Raw genomic sequence first — 23,223 nt, 5'->3', positions numbered from 1 at the left:
ACCTCAAAGCAAGCCTTGGATGTATTGATTGATTGCATGCACCGAAGGGAAGGTTGTCCCACAATTATCCTCGTCTGAACCTTAAAAAATCGCAGAGCTTACCTCTCTGCGTCCCTTCTTCTCATACATGTGCTTATGCCGTATTTACAGTTTATCATTTTTGCTCTGTTTTGTAAACTATTTTTCTCTAAAATTTGTGGAAAGCTATGAATAAACTTCATATTTTGGGTTATCAATTCCTATTATTGCGTTTTTCTTTTATTTCCCAACAAAAAACACATCCAAACAATGGATGTGTTTTTTGTTCTAAGGAATTAGCTGTCCGTCTGTATTTTGCTGCTGTGTTTCGGTTTCTTCATTCAGTCCAAAATACTCATTGAAAATCGCTTTTGCAATCGGCGCACCACGCTGACCGCTGTAACCATTTTCCACAACAACTGCTACTGCGATCTCCGGATCATACGCCGGCGCATAAGCAATAAAGGTCGCGTCAAGGTCGCCGCCGGAAGCCTGCGGTGTACCGGTTTTTGCTGCTACATCGATTGGATAATCTCCAAAGTAGTAACGTGCGGAACCGCGGGTGGTGTCACGGGAACAGCGTACCATACCTTCCCTTACCTGATCAAAGGCTTCCTGATCTGCTTCCACCTGATTGAGTACTTCCGGTTCTGTCACCGAAATGGTTTCTTCCAGGTTATACGACTCTACCGATTTGACCAGATGGGAACGCATTCTGGTTCCATCATTTGCCAGCGTTGCAACATAGTTTGCCATCTGAAGCGGTGTATAGGCATTGTCCAGCTGACCGATGGAAGACTGCAAAACGTTACCGTAAGTCCAGGTACCGCCAACCTGACCTTCCCTCACCGACTCGTAGTACTCCGGACAGGAAACATGACCGGTTGCCTCGGAAAGCTCAATACCGCTCTCTACACCAAGGCCAAGCTGCTCGGAATATTTTACGATATTGTCGATTCCCTGTCTGGTTCCTGCCTCATAGAAAAAGTAGTTACAGGATACCATCAGTGCATACTGAATATTGATTGGTCCGTGCAGACCCAGACAACGCGGATTATAATCTGTTCCGGTCTGATAAATCTGCTTACAGTCGATCAGGGTATCTCCATCAATAACACCGGATGCAAGCGCTCCGATACCGACAACCGGCTTATAAATCGAACCCGGCATATAAATACCCTGTGTACAGTAGTTGATCAGCGGATGCAGCGGGTCTGAACTCAATTCCGAATACTTGGTGTAGTAATCGGACAGATCATAGGTCGGATAGTTTACCATCGCAAGAATTTCGCCGGTTTTAACATCCTGTGCTACCACCGAGATTCGGTCTGCACTTCCGCCTTCCTCCGGAGAATAGGTCTTTTTCGCCATCTCCAGAAATTCGGCACTTCCTTCCAGCGCTGCACGCTGAAGGTCTTTGTCCAGTGTAGTGACGATGGTGTTGCCCGGAACTGCCTGCTTGATGATCTCGGTGCTCAGAACATTACCTTGTGCGTCGGTCGTAATGCGCTTTTTGCCGCGTTCCCCACGCAGTTCATCTTCCATCGCGTACTCCAGCCCGCTCTTTCCGATGATGTCATTGTAACCGTATTTCTGTTCCTGATACAGCTCGTTGATCTGTTCTTCCGTCCAGTCTGGATGTTCCTCCTTGATCTGTTCCAGAATCTGCGCATTTTCTGCCTCATACTCCTCGGCATTGATCGAGCCTACCACACCTACCGCGTGCGGAGCTAATGTTCCATCCACGTACCGGCGGCTGGTTGTCTCCTTGATTTCCACACCCGGCATCTGCTGGCTGTATTCCCGAATCTTAACCACGACGTCGATTGGAATATCTTTCGAGAAAGTGTATGGATTGCTGGCGTTGGAGCCATAAACTTCCATCTGATAGCGTACTCCCGCAATCTTACGCGCCATGGTGCGGTCTGCCAGAGTAAACTGAGATTTTGCTGCACCACATTCAGGGCAGACATAGTCATCCTTCTCGGTACTGATATCTCCCTGATAAACATATCCGCAGGAAGCGCAGTTATATTCCAAAAGGTCATACTTATCCAGAAGGTTATTCAGCGTTACGTCTGCGGTCGCATCCAGATTGATTTTGTTGTCCGTCTTGAGCTTTTCGATCTGCGTTTTCTGAGAATCCGTCTCGGTCAAAAAGGTAAACGGCTCGGTTGTGCTGATCGGCAGGGTATCAATCCAGGTCTGTCCCTCCTGCTCCATCAGCAGGATAATTCGCTCAATGACGGTATTTTTCATATCTGCCGGCAGATACGCCTCATTGATCATAATGTCATAGCTGACCTGGTTGACCGCAAGCGGCCTGCCATAACGGTCAAGGATCTCACCGCGCGCAGCGTCAATGCTCTGTACGCTGGTATAATTGCCCTGCGCCATCTCCTTGTATTCCTCTGCGTTGACAATCTGATACTGCATCAGCTTGAGAGCAAACGCGACAAACACAATCACAATCAGTGAGATCAGCAGAATGATCCTTCCCTTATGGACCTGTTTTTCTTCCATTAAATTCTTCACCTCTTCGCTGAAAAAATTGAGTAATGTCCTTTACCGCAAATTCCTGTGGCACATCACAAAACAAATGGTAAATGCGCCTACTTACTCCATTTTCTCTTCAAAAAACAGGTGCATCTTCCGAACTGCCAAAAACAGAAGCGGTGTCACCACCAAAGTATACAACAACAACGGCAGCATCTGTCCCAAAAGGATCAGATGGCTGTTGTCGTATCCCCACATCACATAGTAGAAGAAATATTCCAAAAACAGTCTGAACCCCAGTCCGCATCCGGTAAAAATCAAGCTGTTGACGACCGAAGGCTGCATAAAATAAACGACCAGCAGCCCTACCGCCGTACAGATGACCAGATATAAAATCGACTGGAATCCAAACAGAACATTGGAGGAGGTATCGCACAAAATCCCCGCAAACAGTCCGAACAATCCTCCTGCCAGCTGCTTGTCAAACATTGCCACTGCCACAGCAAAAGGAAAAACCAAAATCGGCTTGATTCCTGCAATCGAAAAAAGCTGCGGCGTGCTCTGCAACACATACAGTATCAGCATCAGCAGGCTGTATGTCACATACTTGACCACCATGATTTTCGCTCTTTTATTCATTGCTTTCCTTCGATGCCTCCGACTGGTCCTGTACCAGTGATTCCTCAAAGCTCTTCAGGCTGCTGCCCTGTCCTTTAAACGAGGTGATCACCATAACATCCTTGACATTCTTGATATCGTTGGTCGGTTCCACCACCGCATACATCATGGTTCCCTGCGGCTCAAAACCAACTTCCGCAATTCTTCCAATCACAATTCCCTGCGGATACAATCCTGATGTGCCCGCGGTCTGGATAATATCTCCTTTTGCAATACCGCTTTCTCTTGGAATCAGCGACATTCTGCACTGGCCATTTTCTGAAAGTGCAATATCACCCGAAACAGTTGCTACGTCCTGGGTACGGACATCCTGACACGCTACATTTAAGCGCACATCCAGAATGGTGGTCACCTTGGCAAACACCGGTCCTACCTCCGAAACGATGCCGACCAGACCATCCGAGGTAACGACCGGGTCCTGATAGGATATTCCGTCCAGTGTTCCCTTATCGATGGTAAAGGAATAAAACTGGTCTGCCGGGTCCCGTCCAATGACCGAAGCAGTCATCATCTCCCACTCGGGGTGCTCTTCCTGTATTTTCAGCTGTTCTTTCAAGCTCTCGTTTTCATGTTTGTAATTTTCATAATCCACCATCTGCTCAATCAGCTGACGGTTTTCTTCCCGAAGGCGCTCATTTTCCTCCGAAATCTCGGATGCTCTCAAAAACTGGTCCAGGAATCCTGTCACCGAGCCGCTGACCCCTGCGCTCAAAGACTGAAACGGCGCTGTAATAGTTCCCACAATCCGCTCGAGGACGGTGGAAGCACCCATCGTTACCGTTGCGCGCAGCATAAAGGCAAACATGATGACAGCAAGTGCCAGCAGCACCTTGAATACCCAGCTGTGAAAAAACTCTTTCACCTTAAAGACAAACCTCCCTTAGCTAAAAAATCAGGGCAAAAACAGACGGCTGCCCGCGGATTCAAGAAATAAACTTGCCGCCGGCAGCCGTTTTTATGGCTGTTAATATTTGGAATCGTCGTCGGAGAGCAGTTCCTTCATGGTATTGATGTTTTCCAGAAGTTTACCTGTGCCGGCTGCAACACAATCCAGTGGATTCTCCGCAACCTGTACCGGCATACCGGTTTCCTTGGAAATCAGCTGGTCCAGTCCGCGCAGCAGTGCGCCGCCGCCGGTCAGGGTGATTCCGTGGTCGATGATGTCCGCAGACAGTTCCGGTGGAGTACGCTCAAGGGTGGTGCGGATTGCATCCAGTACCGACATGACAGAGTCAGCCAGTGCCTCACGAACCTCGTCAGGATGCAGCATCATGTTCTTTGGCAGACCATCAACCAGGTTTCTTCCCTTGATTTCCATTGGCTGCTCATCTTCATATGGATATGCAGAACCGATCTCAATCTTGATGTTTTCCGCAGTGCGGTCACCGATAAGAAGGTTGTATTTTTTCTTTACATACTGAATAATTGCGGAGTCAAACTCATCGCCGCCCACTCTTACCGAACGGGAAGCAACGATACCGCCCAGAGAAATAACGGCAACTTCGCTGGTACCGCCGCCGATATCAACGACCATGCTGCCGGTAGCTTCTGCAACTGGAAGGCCTGCACCGATTGCTGCAGCCATTGGTTCTTCAATGATTGCAACGGTACGTGCGCCTGCTTTCAGGGATGCTTCCTTAACTGCACGTCGCTCAACTGCGGTAACGCCGGATGGAATGCAGATAACCACGCGCGGACGTGCAAAAACAGAGTTGTTGCATGCTTTTTTGATGAAGATCTGCAGCATGCTTGCGGTAATATCAAAGTCAGCAATAACGCCGTCTTTTAATGGTCTTACTGCAACGATGGAACCTGGTGTTCTGCCGATTACATCCTTTGCTTCCTGACCAACATATTTTACTGTGTAATTTCTTGTGTCCACCGCAACAACCGATGGCTCACGCATGATGATGCCTTTTCCCTTCATGAAAACCAGAGTATTCGCGGTACCCAGGTCGATTCCGATATCTTTTCCAAACATAAACTTTTCCTCCTGCCAAAAATTAAAAAGCGCGGCAAACATTCCCGTGTTATTTGTGCCCCTCAATGCCGCTTCGTCTATCCGTTCTCACAATGAGTTATTCTGAAAGAAAAGCAGTCGGTACTTTTTTCGCCTAAAACTGTCAAAAAAGGTCAGTACAACTGCATTATCTTATATATTATAACCCGAAAATTCTCCAATCTCAACAGGATTTTTTGAATTTTTTGTGAGGGTAGAAAAATTACGATAATTGTACCAATCATCCCGTATTGTCCGCAAATTCTCTGTTTAAAATCGCCAAACGCGTCTTGTTTCTGACAGAAAAATTCTACCTTTTCCGGCAGTTTTTTCCGCCTATTGGGCAATTTCTTTTAAGTGTCTGGCAAGCAGGGATACCGGAAGTCCCATCACGTTAAAATAATCCCCGTTGATTCCTTCGATGAGCAGACTGCCATATCCTTGGATTCCATAAGCTCCTGCTTTGTCATACGGTTCATCCAGAGAAGCATACCAGTTAACTTCCTCTTTGGTAAGTTTCAGAAAGCGAACAGCCGTCCTTTGATAAAACGAATCAGTCCTGCCATTTGCTACAATAGCGACTCCGGTAAATACTTCATGTTCTCTGCCGGAAAGAGCCGAAATCATTCGCACACAATCTTCGTGATCTTTAGGTTTTCCCATAATTTGTCCATCGAGTACGACAACAGTATCTGCACCGACTACTACTGCCTCCGGATGCTCATGTGCAACCTGCTCTGCTTTGATCTTTGCAAGGTGCATAACTACCCCATGAGGCTTAAGGCCATCGGGGATAATTTCTTCTGCGTTGCTTGCGCAGACCTGAAAATCTTTTTGGATGAAGGAAAGCAGTTCCCGTCTGCGCGGGGACTGCGAAGCTAAGACTAAATTCATGATGTTCTCCTTTGCGAAAAATAAAGTTTTCGCCAGTTAAAGATTAAAGTTTTTTGTCAAACTTTTGTACACAAAAGTTTGTGGGTTTTAAAAGGGCAAAGCCCTTTGACGCCTTCCGCAGAAGGCGCAATCCTTATCGTCAGGCGCATTTTTGAAAGTGTGAAAACTTTTTGTAAGAGAAAAAGTTTTCACAAACTGCCGAATTGCACAGATTATACCCGAAAAGTTCCCAGTGGGAAGTTTTCGGCAGTAGAAACCCTTACTTTCTCATTATAAATACAGATAACTGAAATACTTCTTATGTCAATCTGTTTTTATGTTCAACAACACAGACAGCAGAAAAATCTCCCACCGGGAGGTTTTTCTGGCAAGTACATATCGTTTGTCTGTCAAGGGGGCTTTTCTCTTACAAAAGCCCCCTCTTTTTCAATCCAAGATTTGGATTGAAAAATTCACCCGCAAAGGCGCTTTCACGGATAAAGAATTTCGCACTCTGCGGAGTGCGACCAAAGTCTTCGCCTCTGGACACCACGAACTTTTTGAAAAAAGTTCGACCAAAAACTTTTGTTTTTGATCCAACGAGTGAGTGTGTTAACGCGAGCGAGCGCCGTGTGCTGAAATTGCCATTTCACACAAAACCAAAGCGCGAAACAGTGTCCAGCTTCAAGCTGGTTATTTACCGGTCGAGCCAAAACCGCCTTCGCCGCGTTCGGTGTCCGAAAGCTCGGTGACTTCCTCAATCTCCGGCAGCAACACCGGCATAATCACCATCTGTGCTACCCTATCTTGTGGCTGAACGGTGTACTCTACGTCCGAATAATTGTGCAGAAATACGCACACTTCGCCGCGGTAATCCGAGTCTACCACTCCAACCGCATTCGCCGGAGTCACACTATGCTTGATTCCCATCGAGCTTCGTGCAAAAATCAGCGCAACCTGATTTCTGTCCTCAAGCTCGATGCTCAGCCCAGTCGGAATCTTCTGTGTCCCATTCGGTGCAATTACCACTGGCTCCTCGATACAAGCATACAGGTCCATTCCTGCGCTGCCCTCGGTTGCCCGAAAAGGAAGTTTTGCATTTTCTCTCACTTTTTTTATCTTCAGTACAGACATTTTTGTCCTCCATCCTCTTATTTTACATTACGATAATACAAACCGCGGGTGATGTTTTCCATCGGCTCATGTGTCTGGGTGTATCGCAGCAGGATACGGTCGACCTGCTTTGCTCCCTCACTGGTGAAGGAAAGCAGTCCGTAATCAATGCCGCTCACTTCCTCCAGCTTGTCTGCAAGATAAACCGGCTTGCTGTTGAAAATCTCCGAATAGCGTCTGCCGGTACAGCGCACCTCAAAGACCTCTTTTTTACGGTCGGTGAGCGTTCCAAATCCCTTACAGTCTTTACATCCGCTAAGACGAATCGGGCAATTTCGGGTCACCATCAGTGGCAGTTTTCCGTAAATGAGCAATCCCCGCGGCAATGTTCCGCCAATCGCTCTGGCACGCGCCAGCGAAAGCTCAAATGAGAGCAGACAGTCGCTCAGCCCCAGCCGCTCATATTCTGCCAGACAGCCGGCGTTTGCGATGTTTAGACCAAATTCCCCGTGCAGCACAAATCCCATCTTTCTGCCAAGGTACACCCCGCCTAAGTTTCCGGTCGAAAGATGCCAGATTCCCAGATGCTTACACTCGGTCAGACGCTCGGCAAGATATTTTTCATCATCACCGAACACCACTCTTGGCAGTGATACACTGATTTTGGGGACAATCTCTTTTGGAAGATTGTTTTTATTCTTTAACAGCTCGTCCAGCGGCACAGAAATCAGCTCACAGACCTCACCCATCCGCTCGGTAATCTGTGCGATCTCCCGAACTGCTGCACGCAGTGGGAGCTTTTCACTCTGTGCACCGATATGCTTTGGAACTGGCTGTTTTTCTGGCTTGTGAAACGGGATTTCGTGGATTTCACCGCGCAGCTGTGTCAGCTTGTCCAGCGCTTCCCTGCGCAAGCTGTTTAACTGGGATGCCGGATAGATTAATCCATCTCCCAGATCACAGGTAAGGGAATTGAGATAATAAAAGGTGCCGCCGGTCTTTTCCAAACTGCGCCAAACCAATTCTTCGGTGGTCGGAGCTTTGAGCGCCTGCTGTGGGATTTCTCCCTGTGCCTGCACAGTATGTCCTTCCCCGTCCAAAGCAGTCAGTACCGTCGGCTCGTTTTCCTTCATGGTAAAGGAGAAATCCACCCCGACACGAGCAACATCTTTGGAAGCCATATCACTTAATTTTTTGAGCACCTTCTGGGAAGCCAGCACGTCCTCTTTTTGTCTGGTTCCAAACATTTCCTGACCCAGTTTGGCGTCAAAATAACCTTTGGTAAAGCCGCTGCGAGAGAATACCGCTGCCATCAGGTCCATGTCTGCCTGTGCACCGCGCACTGCTTCTTTAAACTGGCTAACCGCCGCCGCTACATATTCCGGACGCTTCATCCTGCCCTCAATTTTAAAGGAATCTACGCCCAGTGCCATCAGTTCCTTTACCCTGTCAGCAAGGCTTAGATCCTTTAAGGAAAGGGCATATCCGCTGTCACCCTTTCTGCCACTGGCAAAAGGCAGACGGCAAGGCTGTGCGCATAATCCGCGGTTGCCGCTGCGCTCCCCGATAACCGAGCTCATGTAACACTGACCCGACACGCACATGCACAGTGCCCCGTGAACAAAAACTTCGGTTTCGACTGGCACCTGTGTGGTTACCTGCAAAATCTCCTCGCGGCTCATCTCACGGGCGAGCACCACGCGGGAGAAGCCGAGTTCCTTTGCCTGCCACGCACCGGATACATTGTGAACGGTAAGCTGGGTGGACGCATGCATCTTCATCTCGGGAGCGGCTTCCCGCACAATCTTTGCAACACCCAGATCCTGTACAATCAGCGCATCGATGCCGTATTTGCAGGCAATTTCCAGCGTGCGCAGCACCTCGTCATATTCCCGGTCATACACCATGGTGTTGACTGTCATATGCATCTTGACGCCGCGCTCCTTGCACAGGCGGGACGCCTCGGCAAGGGATTGCTCATCAAAGTTTTTGGCGTTGCGGCGGGCGTTTAACTCCCCATAGCCAAAATAAACTGCGTCTGCGCCGCTGTGGATGCCAGCAAGCAGGCTGTCCAGATTTCCTGCAGGCGCCAATATCTCAATCTTTTTCATAACCGTTCCTTTCTTTTCCAAAAACCTGTCTAAAAAAGGGAGGGGATGTTCTCCCTCCCTTTTATGCTTTCAGCTTCTTTTCCCGCTTGATGCCCTCGTACGCTCCCTCGACCATCGGGCCGACAACCTGATAGCCAAGCGACTGATAAAAGGCGTTTAAGCGATCATTTCCCTTCTGGCAATCCAGTCGAACCACCTTTTTGCCTTCCTGCAGGGAAAGATCTTCGCAAAAGGAAAGCAGCGCTTTGCCTGCTCCTTTTGCCTGTGGTCTGGTCGCCAGATGATGGACGTAATAGCAGTTCTTTTTCTCGTCTTCTGTCCAGCGTCCGTCTTCCAGCAAAAGCGCCATCACACCGACCGTTTTTCCCTCTGGATCAACGGCAAGATAAAACTCATGGGAGGAGATCCTTCCCAGAAAATATTCTCTGGGATAGCGCTGCATATAGTTGGTGCGGTTCCACTGGTACAGATTCTTTTCATCCATCCAGTCGATGCGTTCCTGAATGATGCCGATGATATCATCCACATCCTCCGGTCCTGCTGCCCGAAACTGATATTCCATGGGATTATTCCCTTCTTTCTTCCGGTGATGCAGCATTCAGAACTGCTTGCTGCTCTGATTGCTCAGCGGCGCGGCGTTCACTTTCGTAATCATACTCATAGTCGTCCTCGCCGTACTCATTGTCCGTGCCCTCTTCAGGCTGGAAGAGGAAGCCATCCATTGTGGCAAACTCCGCATCTTCCAGTGGGCTCCTTCAATGATCTCTGCCGATGTTCTGTCTGAGAATATCGATTTCCCTTTTGAGCTTTTCATTTTCGCGGCGGTATTCATCGACCTCCAGCTTTGCCTTGGTGGAATCTTCCAGATACTCGGTCAGCTGGCTGCGGATATGATCGGCATTGAGCTCACTTTTCTCGTAAAGGTCGGCGTAGCTGAGCAGTGCAAGAAAGTAAGCGTCATTTAAGGTCACGCTCGGACCTGAATCCATGATCGTTTTGACCTTGTTCTCGATTGTGTTCACCAGACGTTTGACATACTCCGGAGATTCGTTGGAGGAAACCACATACCGTGAGCCGCAGATTTCAACTCTGATCTTGTTCTGTCCAGCCATCAAGACCACCCTTTCTCTCTATCCTTTTTTGAGGTTTTCCCTCATAAAATTTTTCCTGTTTGCATTTGGATATATGTACTTTTATTATATATGATGACACCCTTTAAAGTAAAGAGGATTTGATCTGTAATTTTCTTTGTTTTGTATTTCTTTCCTGTTTCCGAAAGTTTTTTCCGACTCTGTGCCGCAATATTCACATAAAAATGAATCTTTGATCCTTTGTCTCTTCGAATATCTGTCGTTTTTTCGGGAATTTTTCTGTACATCCTGCCAGAATTAACCTTCTCTTTTCCTTTTTACCCTTGTTTTCATCTTTTTGATATACTATAATTTTATCAGGAATAGTTGTTATTCAATCATCCTATGATAAATTGGAGTTGCAGCACATCTTTGTGCTGTGATTCTTTGTATGAAAAAAGGTGGTTAATTTAATGTTTGTTGAAACAAAACTCACAACTGCTGAGATTAAAAAACTTTTGACCGAGCGCCTTGAAGAAATGGGATTTACCCCTAAAAACGCTTCGGATGAAATGTTTTATAAAGCCTGCGCAGGTGTTGTGCGCAAAATCCTGACCGAAAAACACAATCATTTCATGGCAGAATCCAAAGCAAAAGGCCGCAAACAGACCTATTATCTGTGCATGGAGTTTCTGCTGGGAAGATCTTTGAAAAACTCGATTTATAATCTCAACCTTGCACCGGAATTTCAGGAAGCCCTCAAAGAAATGGGCGTCAAGATGGAAAATCTGTTCGAACTGGAACCGGACGCTGGTCTTGGAAACGGCGGTCTTGGAAGACTGGCTGCCTGCTTCATGGACGCACTTGCTACCTGCGGCTATCCTGCAATCGGCTACTCGATTCTGTATGAGTTTGGTATCTTCAAACAGAAGATCATCGATGGCTGGCAGAGCGAGCTGCCGGACAACTGGCTGCCGGGCGGCGAGGTATGGCTGGAGCGCGTACCAGAACAGACCGTTGATGTTAACTTTGGCGGCAAGGTCGAGGAATTCTGGGACTATGGTTACCATCACGTCCTGTACAAAGACTACACCACTGTCAAAGCAGTTCCTTATGATATCATGATTTCCGGTTATGATGGAAAAGGTGTCAGCATGCTGCGTGTCTGGAGCGCACAGAGCTCTGCCATCGATATGGATGCCTTCAATCGTGGCGACTATGTCAAAGCGTTTGGTCAGGATTCCAGCGCAGAAGCGATCAGCAAGGTGCTCTATCCAAACGACAACCATCCAGCCGGTAAAAACCTGCGTCTGCGCCAGCAATACTTCCTTGTATCTGCTTCGGTTGCCGACATTGTCCGCCGCCATATGGATCTGTACGGCACACTGGAAAACTTTGCTGAAAAGAATGCAATCCATATCAATGACACCCATCCGGCACTTGCCATTCCGGAACTGATGAGAATTTTACTGGACGAATGCGGCTATCCATGGGATAAGGCTTGGACCATCGTATGCAATACCTTTGCTTACACCAACCACACTGTTATGAGCGAAGCACTCGAGTGCTGGAACGAAGATATGTTCCGCACCCTCCTGCCACGAATCTATCAGATCGTTGTGGAGATCAATAACCGCTTCTGCCGTCAGCTTTCCGAACACTTCCATCTGGATGGATACACCGTTTCCCGCATGGCGATCATCCACGATCACTCCATCCGCATGGCAAACCTGTCTATTGTTGGTTCTCACAGTGTCAACGGCGTATCTGCACTGCACAGTGAGATCCTCAAAAACGACCTCTTCCATGATTTCTATAAAATCCAGCCATACAAATTCTGCAGCGTAACAAACGGTATCGCTTCCAGAAGATGGCTCTATCAGTCCAACCCTCGCCTGACAAACCTCATCAAAGACCTGATTGGCGACGGTTTCCTGCATGATATGGAAAAACTCAAAAAACTTCTCCCATATCAAAACGATAAGCAGGTTCTGGAACAGCTTGCAAAAATCAAACTGGAAAACAAGAAGGACTTTGCCGCTTACATCAAGGAACAGACCGGTCAGATTATCGATCCGAATTCCATCTTTGATGTACAGGTAAAACGTCTGCACGAATATAAACGTCAGCACTTAAACGCACTGCACATTCTCTCGCTGTACAATGAGCTGAAAACCAATCCGCACGCAAACATCCAGCCGACCACCTTTATCTTCGGTGCAAAGGCTGCTCCGGGCTACTACATGGCAAAACAGATCATCAAGTTTATCTGCAGCCTGGGTGAAATGATTGAAAACGATCCGCAGGTCCGCGACATCTTAAAGATCGTTTACCTGGAAGACTACCGTGTTACTCTCTCCGAGCTGCTGATGCCGGCAAGTGAGATCTCCGAACAGATTTCTCTTGCAGGAACCGAAGCTTCCGGTACCGGCAACATGAAGCTGATGTTAAACGGTGCTGTTACCCTTGGCACCTGGGACGGAGCGAATGTCGAAATCGGTGAAGCGGTTGGTCCGGACAACATCTTTGTATTCGGTATGCGCACTCCGGAAGTAAACCAGCTCAAATCCAGCGGATATTATCCAAACGAAATTTATCTTGGCAATCCTGTTCTCAAACAAGCAATCGATCAGATTGGCTCCAACATTGCCGGCGATGCTTTCCAGCCAATCAGCGACTCGCTTAAGAACAGCGACCCATACATGGTTCTGCGTGACTTTGAATCCTATGACAAGGTTCGCCGCCTTGCTCTGAGCACCTATCAGAACGACCAGACCCGTTGGCAGAAGATGTCGCTTGTCAACATTGCTCAGTCCGGTTATTTCTGTGCTGACCGTGCAATCCAGGAATACGCACACACCATCTGGAATCTGGACTAATCTTTCATTTTTCTCAAAACCCAAAAGCGTCCGGCATAAAACCGGACGCTTTTTAAACTTTTTGGAAAGGAATCCTTTTATGGACTTTTGTATTTATGATAGCCGATTGTCCGCCTTTAAACAGCCGTTTGGTGCGGTTGCTGCCGGTGAGACTGTGCGCTTTTCCATCCACCTTCCAAAAAATCTTTGTGTGAAAAGCGCTCATCTTGTTCTGTGCTGCGATGGAGAAAGCGACCGATTCTTCCCAATGCAGCCGGATGAATGTACCATGCGGTACAACTGCTACTCCATCCACTTTGTCGCCCAGCACCCCAAACTGTATTTTTACTATTTTGGCGTTACCACGGAGGACGGCTCCACCCACGTCATCCACGCAAATGAATCAATGCGCGGAGAACTTTCGGTCGATACCGACCGCTACTGGCAGCTGACCGTTTACGACCCCAAGATGAAGCGCCCTGCTTCTCTGGGCAACGGTATCCTCTATCAGATCTTCCCCGATCGTTTCTGCAATTCCGGCACACCTAAGAAAAATGTCCCTGCTGACCGCACCCTGCGTTCTGACTGGGGAAATCTTCCGGTCTATCTGCCAAACGAAGAGGGAGAAATCACCAATTCCGACTACTTTGGCGGTGACCTTGCCGGCATCACCCAAAAACTGCCTTACCTGCAAAGCCTTGGTGTGACCTGCCTGTACCTCAATCCAATTTTTGAGGCACATTCCAACCATCGCTACAACACTGCCGACTACCGAAAAATCGATCCTCTGCTCGGCACCGAAGAAGATTTTGCAGACCTGTGCGCTCAGGCAAAAAAACTTGGCATCTCGGTGATTTTGGACGGTGTATTCAGCCACACCGGCAGTGACAGCGTCTATTTTAATCAGAATGGCCGATACGGTGAACATTCCGGTGCTTATCGAGATCCTAACAGTCCTTATCGCGAATGGTATTCCTTCAAGCGCTATCCGGACGATTACGAATGCTGGTGGGGCTTTAAGACCCTGCCAAATGTTCGAGAGACCCAGCCTGACTACATGGACTTTATCTGCAACCCCAAAACTGGCGTGCTTGCCAAATGGCTGACTTTGGGTGCATCCGGTTTTCGTCTGGATGTTGCCGATGAGCTTCCGGACTCCTTTTTGGACCGCGTCTATCAGACGGTAAAATCCTTTGGTGAGGATAAAGTTGTCATTGGTGAGGTGTGGGAAGATGCCTCCAATAAAATCAGCTATGGCAACCGCCGCCGCTACCTGCTGGGCAACCAGCTGGACAGCGTAATGAACTATCCGTTCCGCAATGCGGTTCTGGGCTATATCCTGACCGGAAATGCCGATGACTTTTTAACAAGTGTCGTCTCAATTGTTGAAAACTATCCTCCACCGGCGATGAATTCCATGATGAACTCTCTTTCCACCCACGATACGCCCCGCGCCATCACCGTTCTGGTCGGCGAATCGATGGAAGGCAAGGATCGCCCTTGGCAGGCAGCCCATCACTACCTCTCGTTAGATAAATATGCAAGAGGGCAGGTCTTATTAAAGCTTGCCTCCACCCTGCAATATTTCCTTCCCGGCATCCCCTGCCTTTACTATGGGGATGAGGCAGGTTTAAGCGGTTATGCTGACCCATTTAACCGCTGCTGCTATCCGTGGGGGTATGAAAATCAGGAATTGATTGCCTTTTTCTCCGAACTTGGCAAATTACGGCTTTCGATGCCGTTTTTAACCGAGGCGTCCTTCATTCCTCTGGTGGTGGATGAAGCTCTCTGCTGCTATCTTCGCTGTGGTAAAAACAAAGAAGAACGGGCACTGATTGCAATTAACCGCTCCAATCAGCCGCGCACACTGCCTCTTCCAAAAGACTTTACCGATGCTGAAGCCCATATCCTTCTGGGAGAATATCACGACGGTGTACTCTGCGGTGAAAGTGCTGTGGTGTTGGAAGACTACCCGTTTTTTGAAAAATAATATCTTGCAGCAAAAAGAAGCAGGAGCGTTCCTGCTTCTTTTTATTTTAAAATATTCTGTGACTTAACCTTTACCAGTTCTAATATTTTTTCAAACATCTTTGCAAAAATTGTTGTGGGATGATACAATATTTCATATTGAGTTGATTCCAAACACATAAATATATTCAAAGGAGCTGACACCATGAACCAATCTCAGATCATCGGAACCAAAATCAAAAAACAGAGATTATACCACAAGATGACCTTAAAATAATTAAGCGATGCAACCGGTCTGTCCATCGGTTATCTGTCTCAGGTTGAACGCGGTCTGGGCACTCTGAGCCTGCCTGCGCTGGAAAACCTCTCCAACATTCTCCACATCGAGATGAGCTCCTTTTTTGAGCAGGAAAAAGAAGAAAACAGCGACCTGATTGTATACAGCCATCAGAGAGAAAAACTTCAGGTTTCCAATCAGTTTCTGCACTATTCTCTAAGCCGTCAGTACTCCGAAATTCAGCCTGTTATCTATGAGATCTATCCTTCTCATGAAGGACAGAAGGCGGAAGAAACCATGCTGTTTGGTCACCCGGAAGAAGAGTATCTGTATATTCTGGAAGGTGTGTGCCTTTTGACCATAGACGATCAGGAATACACCCTCAATCCTGGAGACTGTGCCTATATCCCACCGAACTCCAGACATTTCTGGAAAAACCCGACTTCCAGAATGCTGCGCATTCTTGGAATCGCAAACAGATGCCCATCCTTCCCACCTTTGGCAAATCAGGACTAAAAAGGAGATTTTTTCATGTCAAAGATTCCCTTTGATCTTACCACTTGGAACCGTAAAGAACACTTTCACCACTACCTCAACACTGTTTCCTGCCGCTATGGCATGACGGTAAATCTCGACATCACCCTCTTGCGTGCTGCTCTTAAAAAAAGAAACTACAAACTCTATCCTGCTGTTATCCACCTTCTATCCCGCTGTGTTAATCAGCATAAGGAATTTCGCATGACCCTCGATCAGGACGATCAGCTGTACTATTTTGATCTGCTGAACCCTTCCTACACCATCTTCCATACTGATGACGAAACGTTCTCCAGCACCTGGACACAGTATGATCCGTCCTTCCCCGCATTTTATCAAAACTATCTAGATGATATGCAGCAGTATGGAAACAACCATGGAATGCTTGCGAGAAGTCCAAGGGAAGACTGCTTTGACATTTCCTGTCTGCCATGGGCAACCTTTACCGAATTTCATCTGGACCTTCCAGATGCCCGCCGCTTTCTTCTCCCGATCTTTACCTTTGGAAAATACTTTAAACAGGATGGAAAAATCCTGCTGCCGCTGTCCGTTCAGGTTCATCATGCTGTCTGCGATGGATTTCATCTCTGCCGCTTTGTCAATGAATGTCAACAGCTTGCTGATCAATGTGAAGCATGGCTGTAACGAAAAAGCCTCCCCAAAAGGGAGGCTTTTGTTGTATCAGCTTTTATGATTCCAGGGACGAACTTTGTCGGTCCATCCTTTCTGTTTCCAATAATCAGCATCTGCCTGATTCCATCCGGGACGCTTTGCAAAGGAGCGAAACAGATAAAACATCGCTTTTGTTTTAGGTGAAGGTTTGACTCTGCCTTCGTGGGCGCGAATCTTTCTTTCCAGAACAGCTACTGCACGCTCAATTTTCCGGCGTTTTTGCTGCGACACACTCTGCCAGTTTGTCGCAGCGACAGCGATTCCCCAGCAGTAGGTTTTGGCAACGCCCCAGAAATCCAGGCTATCCTTAATATCCTTGTTTGCCTTGCTCATTCCAGCGCCAGCCGCTGTGGAGAGACAGACAGCCTGTTTATGAAACATCGATTCTTCCGGGCGGTGAATCATCCAGCGATAGCCAAAGTGATCCAGAAACGCCTTCATGGAGCCTGTGGCATGATAGACATAGACCGGCGTGGTAAAAATCATAACCTGTGCGCGGTCTAGCTTTTCAACCAACGGTTTGAGCGCCTCATAATGCGGACACAAGTTCTCACTCTTTAAAAAACACTGACTGCATCCAGTGCAGAAATAAGGAAAATCGCGTGGAAGGAATATTTCTTCAATCTCGTCCCCATCGCAGAGTTTTTCGGCGAGCATCCGCCCGATATGATAGGTAGATCCCTTGTGGTTTTGTCCATTGATGGTAACAACCCGCATCTTGGGCACCTCCATTCTTTGTTCTGCTGATATTTATGCGCCGCAAAAGGAAAAAATAAAAGTTTTACTCAATTTTTTTAAAAAATTGCGGTTTCCAAAGGCAGAGCCTTTGGTCGCCTTCCGCAGAAGGCGAAACATCCCCAACAAAAACAATATAAAAACGATAGGGGCTGTAAAGCTGTTTCGATGCTGCCGCACGTCAGTGCGTGGTACACGGCAAGTGTGCCTATACACAGTGATGCACCACGCAATGCAGAATCCAATGTTTTTTCATTGAAGCACAAAACAAAAACTTTTGTTTTTGTTCAACGAGCAAGTGTGCTAACGCGAGCGAGCGCCGCGTGCTGAAACTACAAATTCATACAAAACTAAAGCGCGACACAGTGACCAGGCTCAGCCTGGTCAAAAATCATCCACCGGATAATTTTTGAGGTTGCTCTCTACTGACAATTGGTTTTCGAGAACCTTTTCTCTTGTAGAAAAGTGGATTGAAAACTTGTTTTCAATCTGGAGTTTGCTCTTTTGGTCCATAAAGGATTGGGCAAAATTGCCTGTGGCAACCGAGCAAAGCTCCTTTTGAGCTCTCAAAAATGCGCCTGACGATAAAGCTTTTCGCTCGTTGCGACGAGCGCCCAAAGGCTTTGCCTCTGGACACCACGAGCTTTTTGTAAAAAGCTCGACCAAAAACTTTAGTTTTTGTCCTCTTCCCCCATCCTTGTGCCGTAGGCAAACTGGGTGCAGGCTCAGCCTGCCGAGCGAGTGTGTTAACGAGAGCGAGCGCCGCGTGCTGAAACTACAAATTCATACAAAACTAAAGCGCGATACAGCGTCCAGGCTCAGCCTGGTCGACCGGCATCGACGCAACACCATTTAAGGACAAATCTGCTCTTACTCCTGCCAAGTACTCATAATATGCCTGCGAACCAATCATAGCAGCATTGTCGCCGCACAGGCTAAGCTTTGGCAGATACAGCTCATATCCATGCTTTTTGCATGCCGCTTCCAGTGCAGAGCGCAGACCGCTGTTTGCACTGACACCGCCTGCCACCACGATTTTCGTGCTGTTTGTATACTCTGCCGCACGCATCAGGTGATCGGTCAGAATATCCGCTACGGTACCCTGAAAATCTGCTGCCAGATTGTTTACATCGATGCTTTCGCCTTTTTGCTGTGCGTGATGAGAAATGTTGATGACCGCTGTCTTTAAACCGGAAAAGCTGAAATCAAAGTCCGAGCCGTTTACCTTCGGTTTTGGCAGCTTGTATTCCCCGCGCTTGCCCTGAGCAGCAGCCTTGTCGATATAGATTCCGCCCGGATATGGGAATCCCAGAACACGGGCAGCCTTATCAAAGGCTTCTCCTGCGGCATCATCACGGGTACGTCCGATGATCTCAAAATCGGTATAGTCGTTTACCTTGATGATGTGGCTGTGTCCGCCGGAGGCTACCAGGCACAGAAACGGAGGTTTCAGGTCTGGATGGGTCAGATAATTTGCTGCAATATGTCCGCGGATGTGGTGAACCGGAATCAGCGGTTTTCCAGAAGCAAGCGCCACGCCCTTTGCGTAGTTTACTCCCACCAACAGCGCACCGATCAGTCCCGGTGCATAGGTAACTGCAACGGCATCGATGCTTGAAAAGGTTTCTCCAGCATCGGAAAGGGCTTTTTCCACCACCGCACAGATATTTTCGGCATGGCGTCGGGAAGCAATCTCCGGCACAACGCCGCCATAAAGTTTATGTTCCTCGACCTGTGAGTTGATGACCGAGCTGCGGATGGTTCGTCCGTCTTCGATGACCGCAGCTGCGGTTTCGTCACAGGAGGACTCAATTGCAAGTATCTTCAAAGTCTTTCTCCTTTTCTTGTCGGCGCTGAAATTTAGGAAAAAATTCCTCCATAGGTTTTGGTCATAATCAGCGCATCTTCGGTAGGGTTGGAATAGAAATTTTTTCTGTGACCAACCACCTCAAAATCAAATTTATCATAGAACTGCTGGGCACTGACGTTTGACTCCCGCACTTCCAGCGAGATCGACGCCATATCGTTTTCCTTTGCGTACTCATCGAGCGTTTCCATCAGTCTGGTTGCTACACCAAGACGCCGAAATTGCGGAAATACTGCGATATTGCAGATATACCCTTCATCCACGATATGCTGCATACCGACATAACCGGCTACTCTGCCTCCGATTTCGGCAACACGAAATACGGCAAGCGGATTGGAAAGCTCAGACACCAGAGCATCAAAGCTCCATGGGGTGGAAAAGCACTCTTTTTCCAGTCGCTCCAGCTCCTCAATGTGGCAAGGCTGCATTGGAACGACCGTAATACTTTGCCCCTGTTCTTCCATGTATAACTTCCTTTCTGTAAATCGCGGCTCTTGTTTTTTTTACGCCGCCTGAGGTTTCAATAAAATACGGTTTTTCCCGTCATCAAACGATTATAGCAAATTTCCCCGCTGGAAAAAAGAGCTTTTTACAATTTCTTAAAGATTTTCTTACCTGCGGGCAAATCTGAAAAATATGCCCGACGAAAACTTCTGCTTTTGCTCTAACCAACAAGCACCTCGTAACAAAATTGCAACTTTGCACCAAAGCTAAGCGCAAAACAGCGTCCAATCTCAGCCTGACTATTTGGCGTCGTACCAGGTTTTGCCGGTGCCGACATCTGCCTTGAGCAGAACCTTCAGTTTTGCCGCTGCCTGCATCTCTTCCTGCAGCAGTGCTTTTACCTGCTCTACCTCGTGCTGTGGTGCTTCTACAATCAGTTCATCATGTACCTGCAAAATCAGGCGCGCATCCAGCTGCTCTTTCTTTAAACGGCGATACACACGAATCATTGCAATCTTGATGATATCTGCCGCTGTTCCCTGAATTGGTGTGTTCATCGCAACACGCTTGCCAAAGTTAACGATATTTTTGTTGCTGGAAGAAATCTCCGGCAGAGCGCGGCGGCGGCCGTACAACGTCTCAATATATCCGTTTTCCTGAGCAAAAGTTACGGTATCTTCCATATACTTTTTAACCCCGCTGAAAGTGTCCAGATAGTTTTTGATATACCGGTCGGCTTCCGCTACACTGACACCGATATCCTGTGAGAGCGAAAAAGCACCGATTCCATACACGATACCAAAGTTTACCGCCTTTGCCTTGCGGCGCATCTCCGGAGTTACATACAATGCCGGCATGTTGAACACCTGCGCTGCGGTGTTGGTGTGGATATCTGCATCCGAGTTGAATGCCTCGATCATATATTCATCGCCCGAGATATGCGCTAAAACACGCAGTTCGATCTGTGAGTAGTCGGCATCGACCAGAGTATAGCCATCCTTTGCGCGGAAGAAGGCACGCAGACGGCTGCCAAGCTCGGTGCGGACTGGAATATTCTGCAGGTTTGGCTCGGTGGAGCTGAGTCTGCCCGTTCTGGTATCGGTCTGATTAAAATGGGAGTGAATTCTTCCATCTCTGCCCACTACTTTAAGCAGACCATCCACATAGGTCGACTTGAGCTTTGCTACCTTGCGGTACTCCAGAATTGCGTCGATAATCTCATGTTTTCCTCGCAGAGATTCCAGCACATCTGCGTTGGTCGAATAACCGGTCTTGGTCTTTTTCTTTGCCGGCAGGCCCAGATGCTCAAACAGCACCTCTCCCAGCTGTTTTGGAGAATTGATGTTAAACTGTTCTCCTGCCAGATGATAGATGACATTTTGATAATCCTCGATCTTTTCATCCAGCATTTTGCCGTACTCTGTCAATGCAGCGGTGTCCACCTCAAAGCCGTACATTTCCATCGAAGCAAGCACCTCGGACAACGGCATTTCGATGTCCTGCAGCAAAGCTTCCTGTTTATTTTTGTATATCTCCTCGCTCAGCGCTTCATGCAGCGGTGCAAGGCAGGCACAGTCCTCCAAAAGTTTTCTGTCCTGTTCTTCCATTTCTTCCATGGAAGTAGCTCCGTCCAGCTTGCATCCAGTGTGATAGCCTGCGCACAAGCCTTCGATATTGTATTCCGAACTGTTTGCCGAAAGCAGGTAGGCCGACAGCAGCAGATCATCTGTGAGGTTACAAAGCTCCCCGCCCCTGCTTAAAATCCAGTGATAAACACTCTTGCTGTCGAAGGTGTATTTTGGATTTTTGGACGAAAACAGCTCGATCAGATCCTGCTCGTACAAAGCACCCTCCTGCGGATGATGCAGAATGATTTCATTTCCTGCACAAACAGCAATCGCATCTATCTTCTCATCATTTTCTTTGTTCCAGCCAATCAAAAAGCTGACTGGAGCTTCTCCTGCCTGCTGCATCAGTTCAGAGATCAACTTGGAGACAAAATGCACAGTCGGGATTTCCCTTGCTTCTTTTCCCTTTTCAGATGGAACATAAGTTCCGCTGATTCCCAGTTTCTTGATAATACTGTTCATTTCCAGATGGGAAAGCAGCTCAAAGGTTTCCTGCTCCTTCATCGGCTGTGGGATAAAATCAGAAAGGGAGAGTTCAATTGGAACATTGCGGTCAATAGTAGCCAGTGTTTTGCTTAAGAAAGCAGCGTCCTTTCCTGCTTCCAGCTTTGCCTTGACCGATTTGGTTGCGTCGATGGCATCCAGATCAGCATAGATGGTTTCAATATTACCATACTGACCGATCAGCTTGAGCGCCGTTTTTTCACCAATTCCCGCAACGCCTGGAATGTTGTCCGAGCTGTCTCCCATCAGCGCCTTGATGTCAATGAGGTGAATCGGGGTGGTTCCGTACTTTTCCTGGAAGTAGCTTTCATCGCAACAAACGGTTTCGCTTCTGCCCATCTTGGAGCTTGCGAGCAGAACGGTGGTGTGTTCCCCAATCAGCTGCAGGCTGTCGCGGTCACCGGTCGCAATAAAACAATCATGACCCTCCTGCTCACATTTTGCCGAAAGGGTACCGAGGATATCGTCTGCTTCATATCCTTCCATTGTGATGATGCGGTATCCCATATCCTGCAGCAGTTCCTTGATAATCGGCAGCTGCTGAGCAAGTTCTTCGGGCATACCCTTGCGCTGCGCCTTATATCCGTCATACATCTTGTGACGGAAGGTAGGTGCCTTCAGGTCAAAAGCACAGGCAACTGCATCAGGGTTTACATCGTTTAACAGCTTCTGCAGAATATTTAAAAATCCATAAATTGCGTTGGTATAGGTGCCGTCACTGGTGGTCAGCAGTTTGACCCCATAGAAGGCGCGGTTTAAGATACTGTTGGAATCCAGACACAGCAGTTTCATCGTACAATCTCCTTTTCCTGTTTATTCTCTTGTGGTGGAGCCTCGATGTTTTACCATCTCAAACCACACACGAACCAGATGGCGGTAATAGGGGACAAATTCCCCGCTGTCGAGCATCTCTTCGATTTCTTCGAGGGTTGCCCATTTTGCGTCTCTGACTTCCTCCTGCTGTAAACGCAGGTCAGAAAGTGCAACATCATTTTTCTCAATCAGGTAAACATCATCAAATCCGTCCGGGAAATTGATGGTATAGAAAGGGCGCTCCCCATGAAAGTCGTGACAAATGCCCATTTCTTCCCAAAGTTCCCGGGCAGCGGCAGAGGCACTATTTTCTCCGGCAAGCGCAGAACCTGCAGCAGTAACATCCCAAAGTCCCGGATAACCGATTTTATCAAGCTGCCTTTGCTGAATGAGCAGCTGTCCCTTTGCATTAAACAGACAGATATGCACCACCAGATGGTATTCTCCTTCCGGCATGGATTTTCCGTTCACCCTCTGGGCAAGTTTTCCGGTCTTCTGGCGGTCGATATCATAAATATCCCACAATTCCATTGTTTCTTCGCTGTCTGCCCGATGCAAAACAGCA

At 47.8% G+C, this 23,223-nt stretch carries 19 protein-coding genes; 4 read left to right on the top strand and 15 right to left on the bottom strand.

Annotation, left to right across the window (positions count from 1 at the left end):
• Positions 1–306: 306 nt before the first annotated feature.
• From BQ5375_RS05915 to BQ5375_RS05870, 10 genes are all read right to left on the bottom strand, one after another.
• On the bottom strand, positions 307–2,541 hold the full coding sequence (locus BQ5375_RS05915) for a penicillin-binding transpeptidase domain-containing protein (protein WP_076917564.1): 2,235 nt from the start codon (positions 2,539–2,541) through the stop codon (positions 307–309).
• Positions 2,542–2,634: 93 nt separating this feature from the next.
• Positions 2,635–3,153, bottom strand: a complete 519-nt coding sequence (locus BQ5375_RS05910; RefSeq protein ID WP_022132147.1) for a hypothetical protein — start codon at positions 3,151–3,153, stop codon at positions 2,635–2,637.
• A complete protein-coding gene (gene mreC, locus BQ5375_RS05905; RefSeq protein WP_076917563.1) occupies positions 3,146–4,054 on the bottom strand; it encodes a rod shape-determining protein MreC in 909 nt (302 codons plus the stop codon). The genes BQ5375_RS05910 and mreC overlap by 8 nt, the downstream gene beginning before the upstream one ends.
• Before the next feature lie 102 nt (positions 4,055–4,156).
• Positions 4,157–5,173 carry a rod shape-determining protein gene (gene mreB, locus BQ5375_RS05900; protein WP_076917562.1) on the bottom strand — a complete coding sequence of 339 codons (1,017 nt, stop codon included), beginning with the start codon at positions 5,171–5,173 and terminating at the stop codon, positions 4,157–4,159.
• Between the two features lie 354 nt (positions 5,174–5,527).
• Positions 5,528–6,085, bottom strand: coding sequence for a Maf family protein (locus tag BQ5375_RS05890; protein WP_022132114.1), 558 nt, complete (start codon positions 6,083–6,085; stop codon positions 5,528–5,530).
• Between the two features lie 672 nt (positions 6,086–6,757).
• Complete coding sequence (gene dut, locus BQ5375_RS05885) at positions 6,758–7,198, bottom strand: dUTP diphosphatase (RefSeq protein ID WP_022132113.1); 441 nt, start codon at positions 7,196–7,198, stop codon at positions 6,758–6,760.
• Between the two features lie 17 nt (positions 7,199–7,215).
• The gene (locus BQ5375_RS05880) at positions 7,216–9,288 is read right to left on the bottom strand and encodes a U32 family peptidase (protein WP_022132112.1); all 2,073 of its coding nucleotides are present in this window, start codon (positions 9,286–9,288) and stop codon (positions 7,216–7,218) included.
• Positions 9,289–9,349: 61 nt separating this feature from the next.
• A complete protein-coding gene (locus BQ5375_RS05875) occupies positions 9,350–9,850 on the bottom strand; it encodes a GNAT family N-acetyltransferase (protein ID WP_022132111.1) in 501 nt (166 codons plus the stop codon).
• Positions 9,851–9,854: 4 nt separating this feature from the next.
• The gene (locus BQ5375_RS14335) at positions 9,855–10,010 is read right to left on the bottom strand and encodes a hypothetical protein (RefSeq protein ID WP_022132110.1); all 156 of its coding nucleotides are present in this window, start codon (positions 10,008–10,010) and stop codon (positions 9,855–9,857) included.
• A gap of 33 nt (positions 10,011–10,043) precedes the next feature.
• Positions 10,044–10,400: a cell division protein ZapA gene (locus tag BQ5375_RS05870; protein ID WP_022132109.1), complete on the bottom strand. Its 357-nt coding sequence runs from the start codon at positions 10,398–10,400 to the stop codon at positions 10,044–10,046.
• Positions 10,401–10,831: 431 nt separating this feature from the next.
• Here BQ5375_RS05870 and BQ5375_RS05860 point away from each other — a divergent pair, with 431 nt between their 5' ends.
• From BQ5375_RS05860 to catA, 4 genes are all read left to right on the top strand, one after another.
• Entirely contained in the window at positions 10,832–13,237 is a 2,406-nt protein-coding gene (locus tag BQ5375_RS05860; protein ID WP_022132108.1) for a glycogen/starch/alpha-glucan phosphorylase, read from the top strand.
• Between the two features lie 79 nt (positions 13,238–13,316).
• Positions 13,317–15,206 carry a glycoside hydrolase family 13 protein gene (locus tag BQ5375_RS05855; RefSeq protein WP_022132107.1) on the top strand — a complete coding sequence of 630 codons (1,890 nt, stop codon included), beginning with the start codon at positions 13,317–13,319 and terminating at the stop codon, positions 15,204–15,206.
• A gap of 366 nt (positions 15,207–15,572) precedes the next feature.
• Positions 15,573–15,977, top strand: coding sequence for a cupin domain-containing protein (locus BQ5375_RS05850; protein ID WP_076917557.1), 405 nt, complete (start codon positions 15,573–15,575; stop codon positions 15,975–15,977).
• A 15-nt stretch (positions 15,978–15,992) separates the two neighbouring features.
• Complete coding sequence (gene catA, locus BQ5375_RS05845; RefSeq protein WP_022132105.1) at positions 15,993–16,640, top strand: type A chloramphenicol O-acetyltransferase; 648 nt, start codon at positions 15,993–15,995, stop codon at positions 16,638–16,640.
• A gap of 36 nt (positions 16,641–16,676) precedes the next feature.
• On the opposite strand, the gene BQ5375_RS05840 is transcribed toward catA, so the two are convergent.
• From BQ5375_RS05840 to BQ5375_RS05815, 5 genes are all read right to left on the bottom strand, one after another.
• The gene (locus BQ5375_RS05840; protein WP_022132104.1) at positions 16,677–17,384 is read right to left on the bottom strand and encodes a flavodoxin family protein; all 708 of its coding nucleotides are present in this window, start codon (positions 17,382–17,384) and stop codon (positions 16,677–16,679) included.
• A gap of 811 nt (positions 17,385–18,195) precedes the next feature.
• Positions 18,196–19,230, bottom strand: coding sequence for a tRNA (adenosine(37)-N6)-threonylcarbamoyltransferase complex transferase subunit TsaD (gene tsaD / locus BQ5375_RS05830; RefSeq protein ID WP_022132628.1), 1,035 nt, complete (start codon positions 19,228–19,230; stop codon positions 18,196–18,198).
• A gap of 32 nt (positions 19,231–19,262) precedes the next feature.
• Entirely contained in the window at positions 19,263–19,733 is a 471-nt protein-coding gene (gene rimI / locus BQ5375_RS05825) for a ribosomal protein S18-alanine N-acetyltransferase (RefSeq protein ID WP_022132627.1), read from the bottom strand.
• Between the two features lie 279 nt (positions 19,734–20,012).
• Positions 20,013–22,637, bottom strand: a complete 2,625-nt coding sequence (gene polA, locus BQ5375_RS05820; RefSeq protein ID WP_076917555.1) for a DNA polymerase I — start codon at positions 22,635–22,637, stop codon at positions 20,013–20,015.
• A gap of 21 nt (positions 22,638–22,658) precedes the next feature.
• Positions 22,659–23,216 carry an NUDIX hydrolase gene (locus BQ5375_RS05815; protein WP_022132624.1) on the bottom strand — a complete coding sequence of 186 codons (558 nt, stop codon included), beginning with the start codon at positions 23,214–23,216 and terminating at the stop codon, positions 22,659–22,661.
• Positions 23,217–23,223 lie beyond the last annotated feature (7 nt).

Origin of the sequence: Negativibacillus massiliensis, assembly GCF_900148495.1 — a bacterium.
Taxonomy (GTDB): domain Bacteria; phylum Bacillota; class Clostridia; order Oscillospirales; family Ruminococcaceae; genus Negativibacillus; species Negativibacillus massiliensis.
This window is presented reverse-complemented; position numbering and strand designations above follow the sequence as displayed.

Bases quoted from the DNA above. Each gene is read 5' to 3' on its own strand.
- BQ5375_RS05875 (WP_022132111.1), bottom strand. From the start codon at position 9,850: ATGGAATATCAGTTTCGGGCAGCAGGACCGGAGGATGTGGATGATATC.
- BQ5375_RS05915 (WP_076917564.1), bottom strand. From the start codon at position 2,541: ATGGAAGAAAAACAGGTCCATAAGGGAAGGATCATTCTGCTGATCTCA.
- BQ5375_RS05860 (WP_022132108.1), top strand. From the start codon at position 10,832: ATGTTTGTTGAAACAAAACTCACAACTGCTGAGATTAAAAAACTTTTG.
- BQ5375_RS05840 (WP_022132104.1), bottom strand. From the start codon at position 17,384: ATGCGGGTTGTTACCATCAATGGACAAAACCACAAGGGATCTACCTAT.
- BQ5375_RS05850 (WP_076917557.1), top strand. From the start codon at position 15,573: ATGAGCTCCTTTTTTGAGCAGGAAAAAGAAGAAAACAGCGACCTGATT.
- catA (WP_022132105.1), top strand. From the start codon at position 15,993: ATGTCAAAGATTCCCTTTGATCTTACCACTTGGAACCGTAAAGAACAC.
- BQ5375_RS05855 (WP_022132107.1), top strand. From the start codon at position 13,317: ATGGACTTTTGTATTTATGATAGCCGATTGTCCGCCTTTAAACAGCCG.
- BQ5375_RS14335 (WP_022132110.1), bottom strand. From the start codon at position 10,010: ATGGATGGCTTCCTCTTCCAGCCTGAAGAGGGCACGGACAATGAGTAC.
- BQ5375_RS05880 (WP_022132112.1), bottom strand. From the start codon at position 9,288: ATGAAAAAGATTGAGATATTGGCGCCTGCAGGAAATCTGGACAGCCTG.
- BQ5375_RS05890 (WP_022132114.1), bottom strand. From the start codon at position 6,085: ATGAATTTAGTCTTAGCTTCGCAGTCCCCGCGCAGACGGGAACTGCTT.
- BQ5375_RS05870 (WP_022132109.1), bottom strand. From the start codon at position 10,400: ATGGCTGGACAGAACAAGATCAGAGTTGAAATCTGCGGCTCACGGTAT.
- rimI (WP_022132627.1), bottom strand. From the start codon at position 19,733: ATGGAAGAACAGGGGCAAAGTATTACGGTCGTTCCAATGCAGCCTTGC.
- dut (WP_022132113.1), bottom strand. From the start codon at position 7,198: ATGTCTGTACTGAAGATAAAAAAAGTGAGAGAAAATGCAAAACTTCCT.
- mreB (WP_076917562.1), bottom strand. From the start codon at position 5,173: ATGTTTGGAAAAGATATCGGAATCGACCTGGGTACCGCGAATACTCTG.
- polA (WP_076917555.1), bottom strand. From the start codon at position 22,637: ATGAAACTGCTGTGTCTGGATTCCAACAGTATCTTAAACCGCGCCTTC.
- BQ5375_RS05910 (WP_022132147.1), bottom strand. From the start codon at position 3,153: ATGAATAAAAGAGCGAAAATCATGGTGGTCAAGTATGTGACATACAGC.